The 12546-nt window shown below is 38.9% G+C and carries 6 protein-coding genes and 2 pseudogenes; 7 read left to right on the top strand and 1 reads right to left on the bottom strand.

What is annotated here, in order from left to right; translation table 11 throughout:
• From CBG25_RS11975 to acnB, 7 genes and pseudogenes are all read left to right on the top strand, one after another.
• On the top strand, positions 1 to 372 hold a 372-nt coding region (locus CBG25_RS11975), incomplete at its 5' end, for a transposase (protein ID WP_290603757.1).
• A gap of 35 nt (positions 373 to 407) precedes the next feature.
• Positions 408 to 1292: pseudogene (gene nadC / locus CBG25_RS11970) on the top strand (carboxylating nicotinate-nucleotide diphosphorylase).
• A 510-nt stretch (positions 1293 to 1802) separates the two neighbouring features.
• A complete protein-coding gene (pdhR, locus tag CBG25_RS11965) occupies positions 1803 to 2573 on the top strand; it encodes a pyruvate dehydrogenase complex transcriptional repressor PdhR (RefSeq protein WP_290606867.1) in 771 nt (256 codons plus the stop codon).
• Positions 2574 to 2739: 166 nt separating this feature from the next.
• Positions 2740 to 5403, top strand: a complete 2664-nt coding sequence (gene aceE, locus CBG25_RS11960) for a pyruvate dehydrogenase (acetyl-transferring), homodimeric type (protein ID WP_290606865.1) — start codon at positions 2740 to 2742, stop codon at positions 5401 to 5403.
• A gap of 12 nt (positions 5404 to 5415) precedes the next feature.
• Positions 5416 to 7035, top strand: a complete 1620-nt coding sequence (gene aceF, locus CBG25_RS11955) for a pyruvate dehydrogenase complex dihydrolipoyllysine-residue acetyltransferase (RefSeq protein WP_290606863.1) — start codon at positions 5416 to 5418, stop codon at positions 7033 to 7035.
• A gap of 203 nt (positions 7036 to 7238) precedes the next feature.
• Complete coding sequence (lpdA, locus tag CBG25_RS11950; protein ID WP_290606861.1) at positions 7239 to 8663, top strand: dihydrolipoyl dehydrogenase; 1425 nt, start codon at positions 7239 to 7241, stop codon at positions 8661 to 8663.
• A 456-nt stretch (positions 8664 to 9119) separates the two neighbouring features.
• Positions 9120 to 11717 (top strand): bifunctional aconitate hydratase 2/2-methylisocitrate dehydratase, encoded by a 2598-nt coding sequence (acnB, locus tag CBG25_RS11945; RefSeq protein WP_290606859.1) that lies wholly within the window; start codon positions 9120 to 9122, stop codon positions 11715 to 11717.
• Positions 11718 to 12334: 617 nt separating this feature from the next.
• Here the strand turns inward: acnB and CBG25_RS11940 are convergent.
• Positions 12335 to 12546 (bottom strand): annotated as a pseudogene (locus CBG25_RS11940) (hypothetical protein); the annotation flags it as partial.

The following is a 12546-nucleotide window of genomic DNA, read 5'->3' as shown; positions in this document are numbered from 1 at the left end:
AGCACCCACGACAGTCAGCATTTCGAAAGGGTCATTGACAAGGCCAACACCAATCGCAATATCTACGCCGACCGAGGCTATCCCTCTGCGGAGCGGGAAGCTTGGCTGAAGGCAAACGGCTATAGGAGCCAGATTCAGCGTAAAGGCCATCGAAACAAACCGTTGTCCAAGACTCAGCAAGGGCGAAACCACAGGATTGCAAAGACTAGGGCACGGGTTGAACATGCATTTGCGGCGATGGAACAAATGGGTAGAAAACTGATCCGCACCATTGGACAGGTGCGCGCTAATTTTGCCATGACGATGATGGCAGCATGTTACAACCTAAAGCGGTTGGCGTACTTCCAGAGCGCGTGCATCGTGGCTTTCTGACGCCCAGAATGGGTCAAATGGCCCTAGCCAGGGCAATGTGCGATAGAATCAGTAGCGTGATAATCAAAAAAAATCTAATTATTTAGAATGAAAGCCAAGGGTTAATTGAAAATCTTGAGTTTTTCGAGGTGCCCAATATAGACAGTGATATTAGTGGACAATTGCTGAAAAAAAATCAGTTGGCTATTGCTAAAATAATTACCCGGGAAGATGGTATATTTTGCGGAATGCGTTGGGTAGAGCAGATATTTCAGCAACTTGATCAATCTGTTCAGCTTAAATGGCGGGTCCGTGATGGCGACAAAATTAAATCTGGCCAGATTCTTTGTATTATCGAAGGTGATGCCCATATACTGTTGCTTGCTGAAAGAGTTGCACTTAATTTTCTACAAACTTTATCAGGGGTTGCTACCAAAACAGCTCATTATGTTGAGATATTACAAGGCACAGAAGTAAAGTTATTAGATACGCGTAAGACCATACCTGGTTTAAGGAGCGCGCTCAAATATGCAGTACTTTGTGGAGGTGGTTTTAATCACAGGCTAGGTTTATTTGATGCTTATTTAATTAAAGAAAACCATATCATTGAAGAAGGGAATATTACTTCAGCAATTAAGAAAGCGCGTTTAGCGCATACAAATGTTCCTATCGAGGTTGAAGTTGAAAATATAAATGAATTGAATGAAGCAATTGAAGCAATTGAAGCAAAAGCAGATATTGTTATGTTATATAATTTTACTATTTCTATGATGCAAGAAGCGGTAATGATTGCTAAGGGAAAAGTGGCTCTTGAAGTATCGGGCAATATTACACTGAAAACATTAAAAGAGTATGCAAAAACAGGGGTAGATTATATTTCTGTTGGTGCATTAACTAAAAATATTACAGCAATAGATCTTTCTATGAGATTTCATGAATAGTTGAATAATACTACTAAATATTCTAACTATTTATTCAATCAACATATTGATATCAAAGAAACTTTATTAATTAAATTTTTTTTAATTATTTTAGATGTTTTGAAAAATTAAGGATATTTTTAATATCAACGCTATCAATCGTTTTCACTGAAAAACATTAATGTTATTTATAATAAAATTGTTATGTTCTTAACTACTGGATTGAATATTAATTCATTTATATTGATTAATAATTTAATTAAAGGTAAATAGTAACGTTTCAGTTGATTAATTATATGTATACAAAAATTAACATCGTTGCTAAAAAACAAATTAAAACTATCATTTATTTTTAATTTTTAAAAATCCTTATCAAAAAATGCGACTTTCTTAAGGTTAAATATAAGCTCTTATGGACAGTTGGTGAATACTTTGTTACTTTATGTACATCTAGGATAAATTGGTATTACCAATTGACTTTGGTAGTGTTAAATAAGTATTTACGCAAAATATAAGTGGCCTATTGTAAATATGGTTTATAGCAAAATTCGCCAACCTAAATTATCTGATGTCATTGAACAGCGCCTTGAGCATTTAATCCTTGAAGGAATATTGCGCCCCGGAGAAAAATTGCTACCTGAACGTGAGTTGGCTAAGCAATTTGATGTTTCTCGTCCCTCTTTGCGTGAGGCTATTCAGAGGCTTGAAGCAAAAGGTTTTCTTCTTCGCCGACAAGGTGGGGGGACGTTCGTCCAAACAAATCTATGGCAAAGCTTTAGTGATCCGCTTACCCAGTTATTATCTGGGCATATGGAATCACAATTTGATCTTTTAGAAACACGTCATGCACTTGAAGGTATTGCTGCTTATTATGCTGCTTTAAGAGGAACCGATGAGGATCTAGCTCGGATTAAGATCAGTCATTTACAAATTCAGGATATTGAAGAGCGTGGGGACGTTAATGCTGAAGTTGAGGCTGTTTTGCAATATCAGCTGGTTGTTACTGAAGCGGCTCATAATGTGGTATTACTTCATATACTTCGTTGTATGGTTCCATTGTTAGAGCAGAATATTAGACAAAATTTTGAGTGCTTGTATACCCGTAAAGAAATGCACGCAGCAGTAAGTAAACATAGAACTCAAATTTTTGAAGCTATTATCGCACGTGAACCTGAAAAAGCACAGGAAGCTTCACATCGTCATTTAGCATTTATTGAGGAGATTTTGCTGGACATCAGTCGTGAGCATACACGTCGTGAGCGTTCTTTACGTCGAATACAACAATATCAAAATTTAATTTAGTAGTGCAGATTTTTTTGTTGCTGCGTCTGCATTACCGCTCTGATTTATTAGAGACAAAGTTGCGGCAATAGTGACTATCTTTTGTTCTTCTTTCTGGTTTTGTAAATATGTTCAAAAGATGGCTCAGTAACTACATTAGAAACAGATAATAGATAAGGAATAGACCATGTCAGATATGTCGAAGAATGACGTGGATCCGATCGAAACTCGCGACTGGTTACAGGCGATCGAATCGGTCATCCGTGAAGAAGGTGTTGATCGTGCTCAGTATCTTATTGATCAAGTATTACAACAAGCACGCAAGGGCGGCGTTAATATCGCAGCTGGTTCTGGAAACTGTGATTATATCAACACTATTTCCGTAGAGGATGAGCCTGATTATCCAGGCAACATGGATTTAGAGCGTCGTATTCGCTCTGCGATTCGTTGGAATGCTGTAATGGCAGTTTTACGAGCTTCTAAAAAAGATCTGGAGTTAGGTGGTCACATGGCATCTTTCCAGTCTTCTGCAACTTTATATGAAGTCTGTTTTAATCACTTCTTCCAGGCAAAAAATAATAAAAATGGTGGAGATTTAGTTTATTTCCAAGGACATATTTCGCCTGGTATTTATGCACGCGCATTTTTGGAAGGTCGTCTCACTGAAGAGCAAATGGACAATTTCCGGCAAGAGATTGGTGGCAAAGGTCTTTCCTCTTATCCTCATCCTAAATTGATGCCTGAATTTTGGCAATTTCCTACGGTGTCTATGGGATTAGGTCCAATAGGTGCTATTTATCAAGCAAAATTCTTAAAATACTTACAACACAGAGGTTTAAAGGATACCGCAGATCAGACAGTTTATGCTTTTCTTGGTGACGGTGAAATGGATGAACCTGAATCTAAAGGTGCTATCACGATTGCGACTCGTGAAAAGTTAGATAACCTGGTTTTTGTGATCAACTGTAACTTACAACGCCTTGATGGGCCAGTTACTGGTAATGGTAAGATTGTTAATGAGTTAGAAGGTATCTTTAGCGGTGCTGGATGGCAGGTCATTAAAGTCCTGTGGGGTGGCCGATGGGATGAATTATTGCGTAAGGATACTTCAGGTAAACTGATTCAGTTGATGAATGAAACTTTGGATGGTGATTATCAAACATTTAAGTCTAAAGATGGCGCTTATGTTCGTGAATACTTCTTCAATCGTTACCCTGAGACAAGTGCACTAGTCAAGGATATGACCGATGATGAAATCTGGTCGTTAAACCGTGGTGGTCATGATCCGAAAAAAGTTTATGCCGCTTTTAAAAAAGCGCAAGACACTAAAGGCAAGCCAACAGTCATTTTAGCTCAAACAGTTAAAGGCTACGGCATGGGCGATACTGCTGAAGGTAAAAATATTGCCCATCAGGTGAAAAAAATGAACCTGGAAGGGGTTCGTTATTTCCGTGATCGCTTTAATGTGCCGGTAGCGGATGATCAGGTAGAAAAATTATCTTTTATTACTTTTAAAGAAGATTCAGCTGAATATAAATATCTGCATGAGCGTCGTCAGGCATTAGGTGGATATTTACCTGCGCGAAATCCTACATTTGATGAAAAATTGGATATTCCTAGCCTAGAAGATTTTGGCCAATTATTAGCAGAGCAAAATAAAGAGATCTCTACTACGATCGCATTTGTACGTGCTTTGAATGTAATGCTAAAAAATAACTCAATTAAAGATCGTCTAGTGCCAATTATTGCTGATGAAGCACGTACTTTTGGTATGGAAGGTTTATTCCGTCAAATTGGGATCTATAGCCCAAATGGACAACAGTACACCCCTCAAGATCGTGAACAAGTTGCTTACTACAAAGAAGATGAAAAAGGTCAAATTCTTCAAGAAGGCATCAACGAATTGGGTGCGGGAGCCTCTTGGTTAGCTGCTGCTACATCATATAGCACAAATAATCTGCCGATGATCCCATTTTATATTTATTATTCCATGTTCGGCTTTCAGCGTATTGGTGATCTGTTATGGGCAGCTGGAGATCAGCAAGCGCGTGGCTTCCTAATTGGCGGAACCTCAGGACGTACCACATTGAATGGTGAAGGCTTGCAGCATGAAGATGGGCATAGCCATATCCAGTCACTAACCATACCTAACTGTATCTCTTATGATCCAGCTTACGCTTATGAAGTTGCTGTTATTATGCATGATGGTTTAGTTCGTATGTATGGTAAGAAACAAGAAAATGTTTACTACTATATTACTACCTTGAACGAAAATTATCATATGCCAGCGATGCCTACTGGTGTTGAGGAAGGTATTCGTAAAGGTATCTATAAACTTGAGTCACTAAAAGGCGAAAAAGGCAAAATTCAATTGTTGGGATCGGGTTCAATGATGCGTCATGTTCGCGAAGCTGCAAAAATTTTGTCCAGTGAGTATGGTATTGCTTCCGATGTTTATAGTGTAACGTCATTTACCGAATTAGCTCGTGAAGGACAGGATTGTGAGCGTTGGAATATGTTACATCCATCTGATAAACCTCGTGTACCTTATGTTGCTCAAATCATGAATGATGCTCCGGCAGTTGCATCAACAGATTATATGAAATTATTTGCAGAACAAATTCGTTCCTACATTCCTGCAAGTGATTATCGTGTTTTGGGTACTGATGGTTTTGGTCGTTCAGATAGCCGTGAAAACCTCCGTCATCATTTTGAGGTTGATACTTCCTATGTGATAGTAGCAGCGTTGGGTGAATTAGCTAAACGTGGTGAAATGGATGTAAAATTGGTGAATGAAGCCATCAAAAAATACAACATCAACCCAGAAAAAATTAACCCGCGTTTGGCATAAGAGGTAAAATCAATGTCTATTGAAATTAACGTTACTGATATTGGTGCAGATGAAGTTGAAGTTACCGAAATTATGGTAAAAGTGGGCGACAAAGTTGATGTTGAGCAGTCGTTAATTACCGTAGAAGGTGAAAAGGCGTCAATGGAAGTTCCGTCACCACAGGCTGGGGTTGTGAAAGAAATTAAAGTCGCAGTTGGTGACAAAGTCGCGACCGGTAAGTTGATTATGGTTTTTGATACAGGGGAAAAAGTAACAGAAGCTAGCGCTAAAACAACCTCTGATGCAAACACGGATAAAGCAGATAGCAAAGATGTGGGTCAAGCAAAAAGTGAATTAACGGAAGTTATTGTACCGGATATTGGTAATGATGAAGTTGAAGTTACGGATATAATGGTTAGTGTTGGTGATAAAATCTCCGTTGAGCAATCGTTAATTACTGTAGAAGGTGAAAAGGCATCGATGGAAGTGCCAGCGCCTTTTGCCGGCGAAGTTAAAGAGATCAAAATTGCTAAAGGCGATAAAGTTAAAACCGGTTCACTAATTATGATTTTTGCGGTTGATGCAACCGCAGCTTCACCAGCTGCCAGTGCGGATACTAGCAGCGCTGAAATAGCGAAAAAATCAGAGGCCCCGCCTTCTGAACCCCCTCAAGTCTCATCTACAGCACAGGCAAGTAATGTTGCTGAGACTAAAAATGAATTTATTGAAAATGATGCGTATGTGCATGCAACACCGCTTATTCGCCGTTTAGCGCGTGAATTTGGTGTTAATTTGGCTAAGGTAAATGGAACAGGGCGTAAAGGTCGCATTCTGCGTGAGGACGTTCAGACTTATGTCAAAGAGGCTGTAAAACGTTCTGAAGCTGGAGCGACTACTGCGGGTGGTTTGCCAGGCATGCTACCATGGCCAAAAGTTGATTTTAGTAAATTTGGTGAAGTTGAAGAAGTTGAACTCGGCCGCATTCAAAAGATATCTAGCGCTAATTTGAGTCGTAACTGGGTAATGATCCCGCATGTGACTGTCATGGAAGATGCTGATATTACCGAAGTAGAAGCTTTCCGTAAGCAGCAAAATAAAGAGATGGAAAAGTTGCAAACGGGAGTAAAAATTACACCATTAGTTTTTGTCATGAAAGCGGTTGCTCGAGCATTAGAAGAAATGCCTCGTTTCAATAGTTCAATTTCTGCCGATGCTCAGCGATTAACATTGAAAAAATATGTTCATATTGGTATTGCCGTTGATACCCCAAATGGTTTGGTTGTGCCTGTTATTCGCGATGTTAATAAGAAAGGTATTATCGAGCTTTCCAAAGAATTGATGGAAGTATCGAAGAAAGCACGTGCCGGCAAGTTGACCGCGTCTGATATGCAAGGTGGCAGCTTTACTATTTCTAGCTTAGGTGGTATCGGTACAACGAGTTTTACACCAATTATTAATGCGCCAGAAGTGGCTATTATGGGGCTATCTCGCTCATCTATGAAGCCAGTATGGAATGGCAGTGAATTTATTTCACGTCTGATATTACCTATGTCACTCTCCTTTGATCATCGTGTCATCGATGGTGCAGACGGCGCTCGTTTTGTCACTCGTATTGCACAGTTAATGAGTGATATTCGCCGTTTGATTATGTAATTTATAGACCGACTGAATGTCGGTCTGTTTTATTATTAGTAATTACAGAATTTTTTCTAATTCGTCCTATAGGTTGAGAGTTATGTCACGTTAGAGCACTTTCAAGGATGTTAACAATTCTGTAAACTGCCTATAGTACACACGTCTCGGTGGTTATAAAATTTTTCGTCTGACCCGCCGGACAACAAAAGTAAGAGGTCATGATGAGTACTGAAATTAAAACCCAAGTAGTGGTTCTAGGAGCGGGACCTGCGGGTTATTCAGCAGCTTTTCGCTGTGCAGATCTTGGTTTAGAAACGGTTTTAGTCGAGCGTTATGAGACATTAGGCGGCGTTTGTCTTAATGTCGGATGTATTCATTCCAAAGCATTATTGCATGTTGCAAAAGTAATTGAAGAAGCCAAAGCATTGGCGGCACATGGGATCGTATTTGGCGAACCGAAAACAGATATCGATAAAGTACGGTTGTGGAAAGAAAAGGTTATTGGCCAATTAACAACTGGTTTGGCCGGGATGGCAAAGGGTCGTAAAGTTAAAGTTGTTAATGGATTAGGTAAATTTACCGGTGCTAATACATTGGTTGTTGAAGGTAAAAAAGAAACAACAACCATAAACTTTGACAATGCTATTATTGCTGCAGGTTCACGTCCGATCCAGCTGCCATTTATTCCTCATGACGACCCACGAGTATGGGATTCTACTGATGCTTTGCAACTAACAAAAGTACCCAAGCGTATGTTAGTGATGGGCGGCGGTATCATCGGTTTAGAAATGGGTACTGTTTATCATGCATTAGGATCGGAAATTGATGTGGTTGAAATGTTCGATCAGGTTATTCCTGCAGCAGATAAGGACATTGTTAAGCTTTTTACTAAACAGATAAGTAAGAAGTTTAATTTAATGCTCGAGACGAAAGTGACTGCGGTGGAAGCCAAAAAAGATGGTATCTATGTAACGATGGAAGGCAAGAAGGCACCGGCCAAACCACAATGTTATGATGCTGTTTTAGTGGCAATTGGTCGTGTACCGAATGGCAAATTAATTGATGCGGGTAAAGCCGGAGTAGAAGTGGATGAGCGAGGTTTTATCCACACCGATAAACAGATGCGTACCAATGTGCCCCATATTTATGCGATTGGTGACATTGTCGGTCAGCCAATGCTGGCTCATAAAGGTGTTCATGAGGGTCATGTGGCGGCTGAAGTGATTTCTGGTTTGAAACACTATTTTGATCCAAAAGTCATTCCTTCAATTGCTTATACTGAGCCTGAAGTTGCTTGGGTTGGTTTGACGGAAAAAGAAGCTAAAGAAAAAGGTATCAGTTATGAAGTAGCTACTTTCCCATGGGCTGCTTCTGGTCGTGCTATTGCATCTGATTGTTCAGAAGGTATGACTAAGCTTATTTTTGATAAGGAAACCCACCGCGTTATTGGTGGGGCGGTTGTCGGTGTTAATGGTGGCGAATTACTAGGTGAAATTGGCTTAGCAATTGAAATGGGGTGTGATGCAGAAGACATTGCATTGACTATTCATGCTCACCCGACATTATACGAGTCAATCGGTATGGCAGCTGAAGTATTTGAGGGAAGTATTACTGATTTGCCTAATCCAAAAGCAAAGAAAAAGTAATTTATTTTATTCTGGTAAAATAAATTTGTTGTAAGCATTATTCGACTTATTACTAGTTCCTTTATTTGATTTAAATAAGGGAGCTATTTTTTGCTTGAAAAGTAAGAATAATATTTTATTCAATTGAAATGTTTATTATTTAATAAAATTAACTAGTTATTGCAATTTTTTATAAAAAATAAACCATTTTTGCTACTAATGGATAAAATTTTTTACCTAGAATAGCAATATATGAGATCAAAAAACCACAGCAATATTTATTGACTCTGATGAATGTTGGAGGTATGTAAATAAATTAACAGTATAATTAAATTCTGTTATTCTGGATGTTCCATACTGGGGATAATTGATAGAAGAAAAATTATGTAAAGCCAATTCCTCTGACCAGGCCTTTCACTTTCTATTTGAGATGTAGACAGCCAGGTATATAAATTAAAATCAATTGAGGAGAACGTCGTGCTAAAAGAGTACCGTGAGCATGTAGCTGAACGTGCAGCACAAGGAATAATACCCAAGCCACTAAATGCTACCCAAGTTGCTAAATTAGTTGAACTAATAAAAACCCCACCTGAAACTGAAAAAAATTTTCTATTAGATTTGTTAAGTAATCGTATCCCTCCTGGTGTTGATGAAGCTGCTTACGTGAAAGCAGACTTCTTAGCTGCTATTACGAAAGGAAAAACATATTCTCCATTACTTACACCAGCAAAAGCGACAGAGTTATTAGGCACTATGCGGGGTGGCTATAATATCTCTCCATTAATTGATGCGCTGGATGATGAACAGTTAGCTCCAATAGCAGCCAAAGCATTGTCCCATACTTTGTTAATGTTTGATAACTTCTATGACGTAGAAGAAAAAGCAAATATGGGCAACCAATATGCGCGCCAAGTTATAGATTCATGGGCAAATGCCGAATGGTTTCTTGATAAACCCGCATTAGCAGAGAAACTGACTGTAACGGTCTTTAAGGTAACGGGGGAAACCAATACTGATGATTTATCACCGGCACCTGATGCTTGGTCACGACCAGATATTCCGTTACATGCACAGGCAATGCTTAAAAATACCCGTGATGGAATTATACCCGATGAGCTTGGTGTCATTGGGCCTATCAAACAGATTGAAACATTGTGTAAAAAAGGCTTTCCATTAGCTTATGTTGGTGATGTTGTCGGTACAGGCTCTTCGCGAAAATCCGCAGCCAACTCAGTAATATGGTTTATGGGCAAAGATATTCCTTTTGTACCAAATAAACGTAATGGCGGCGTTGTTTTGGGTGGAAAAATTGCACCAATATTTTTTAATACGATGCAAGATGCGGGCGCCCTGCCGATTGAAGTTGATGTGACTTCACTGAATATGGGAGAGGTGATTGATATTTATCCCTATAAAGGAGAAATCCGCTGTCATGCCACTAATGCCTTATTAACAACCTTTGCATTAAAAACCGACGTTTTACTTGATGAAGTTCGAGCCGGCGGGCGGATTGCGCTGATTATAGGCCGTGGACTGACAGCACGAGCGCGTGAGTCTTTGGGCTTGCCTGCGATTGAAGTATTTCGCCAGGTAAAATCAGTGATACAAAGTGACCGAGGTTTTACCCTGGCACAAAAAATGGTTGGTCGTGCTTGTAATGAGCCTGGAATTCGTCCCGGTGAATATTGTGAGCCGAAGATGATGTCGGTTGGTTCGCAGGACACTACAGGACCAATGACCCGAGATGAGCTTAAGGATTTAGCTTGTTTAGGTTTTTCAGCCGATTTGGTTATGCAGTCATTTTGTCATACTGCCGCTTATCCAAAGCCTATCGATGTAACTACCCATGATACTTTACCCGATTTTGTTATGGATCGTGGCGGTGTTTCTTTGCGTCCCGGTGATGGTATTATTCATTCTTGGTTAAACAGGATGCTGTTGCCGGATACAGTAGGAACGGGTGGTGATTCACACACGCGTTTTCCTATCGGTATTTCATTTCCTGCTGGTTCCGGATTAGTTGCTTTTGCTGCGGCGACCGGTGTTATGCCTTTAGATATGCCTGAATCGGTATTAGTCCGCTTTAAAGGTCAAATGCAGCCAGGTATTACTTTACGTGATTTAGTTCATGCTATCCCTTACTATGCGATCCAACAGGATTTATTGACGGTCGAAAAGCGAGGTAAGAAAAATATTTTCTCAGGCCGAATATTAGAAATTGAAGGCTTACCCCAATTAAAAGTTGAACAAGCGTTTGAATTAGCGGATGCCTCGGCAGAACGCTCAGCTGCGGGTTGTACTATCAAGTTAGATAAAGAGCCCATTATCGAATATCTACAATCTAACATTGTATTATTGAAATGGATGATTGCGAATGGATATGGTGATCGCCGTACTCTCGAACGTCGCATTAGTTCAATGAATAAATGGTTGGCTGATCCGCAACTATTAACGGCAGATGCTGATGCAGATTATGCAGCGGTTATTGAAATTAATTTAAATGAAATAATCGAGCCTATTTTATGTGCACCAAATGATCCCGATGATGCACGTTTATTATCTTCCGTGGCGAATGAAAAAATTGATGAGGTTTTCATTGGCTCCTGTATGACTAATATTGGTCATTTCCGTGCGGCAGGTGAGCTTCTAGAGCAATATAAAGGGCAAATCCCCACTCGTTTATGGGTTGCTCCGCCGACTAAAATGGATGCGGCTAAGCTAATCGAAGAAGGTTATTACAATATTTTTGGTAAAAGTGGGGCACGGATTGAAATTCCTGGTTGCTCACTATGTATGGGTAATCAGGCTCGTGTTATGGATGGAGCAACCGTGGTTTCGACCTCTACCCGTAATTTCCCTAATCGACTAGGAACTGGCGCAAGGGTTTTTCTTGCTTCAGCAGAGTTGGCAGCAGTTGCTTCATTATTGGGATATTTACCAACGGTAGAAGAGTATCTGCAATTGATTAATAGCATGGGAAATAAGAGTCAAAATATATACCAATACTTAAATTTTGACTTACTACCTCAATATACAAAAAAAGCAGAAACAATAATTTTCCAGTCAGCTGTTTAAAGTAATAATTTTTCATATACCCTATTTCTTGCTGTAATTAATCAGAGATAGGGTATAGCGCTTAGATTCATTTATCTGCTATCTGAAAAACGTATGTCTCTTTAGGATTTGTATTTATTATTTACCAGACAACTTCAGATTAGATCTGTTAATAGGAATTAAAAAAGCGATCAAAATTTGCTTTTATATAAGTAAGCTGTGCATTACATGCTGTTTTAACTAGATCTTTTTGACTGCTATTAAGATTTTCTTTTTTCAATTTAAAAAAAAATCTTGCATTAATTAAACCGTTACATCGCATGATTTCAGGAATATTGTTATAGAATTATTTTTACCAGTATTAGCCGCTTCTATTACCAGTTTTTCAAAAACAAGATCGGTTATGTCACGAATATTATGGATTTCCTCATTATTAATTTTTCCATCCTTATAGGCTTCGTTTATGTATATTTCATTTATAATTTATCATTAATTTCTTTTGTATCCATAAATTAAAACCTTTATTAAAAAAATATAATCCATATTTAGAGAATAACAATTATTTAGCTATATCAACAAGAAAATAGCTTTTGAACAGACTTAACTGAAGCTTACAAATTCACGAGTTTCGCACAAAACTAATTTGGGTACGCTAATAAAACACGGATGTGCTCAGCAATAGCATTTTTGATTACGTCCCAATTTTGTTGATAAAGGGTTATTTTTTCAGATATACGACGTTTATGTTGTTCAAACCACGCAGAAATAGCGAGAAAAATATGATTTCTTTGCGCTCGGCTCGTGCGAGCCTGACAGCGTTCAATACCACAATTTTGTTTAACTTCTCGAT

This window comes from Arsenophonus sp. ENCA (assembly GCF_002287155.1).
GTDB classification, from domain to species: Bacteria; Pseudomonadota; Gammaproteobacteria; order Enterobacterales; family Enterobacteriaceae; genus Arsenophonus; species Arsenophonus nilaparvatae.
This window is presented reverse-complemented; position numbering and strand designations above follow the sequence as displayed.

Excerpts from the sequence above, each read along its gene's own strand:
- pdhR (WP_290606867.1), top strand. The coding sequence starts at position 1,803 with ATGGTTTATAGCAAAATTCGCCAACCTAAATTATCTGATGTCATTGAA.
- lpdA (WP_290606861.1), top strand. The coding sequence starts at position 7,239 with ATGAGTACTGAAATTAAAACCCAAGTAGTGGTTCTAGGAGCGGGACCT.
- aceF (WP_290606863.1), top strand. The coding sequence starts at position 5,416 with ATGTCTATTGAAATTAACGTTACTGATATTGGTGCAGATGAAGTTGAA.
- aceE (WP_290606865.1), top strand. The coding sequence starts at position 2,740 with ATGTCAGATATGTCGAAGAATGACGTGGATCCGATCGAAACTCGCGAC.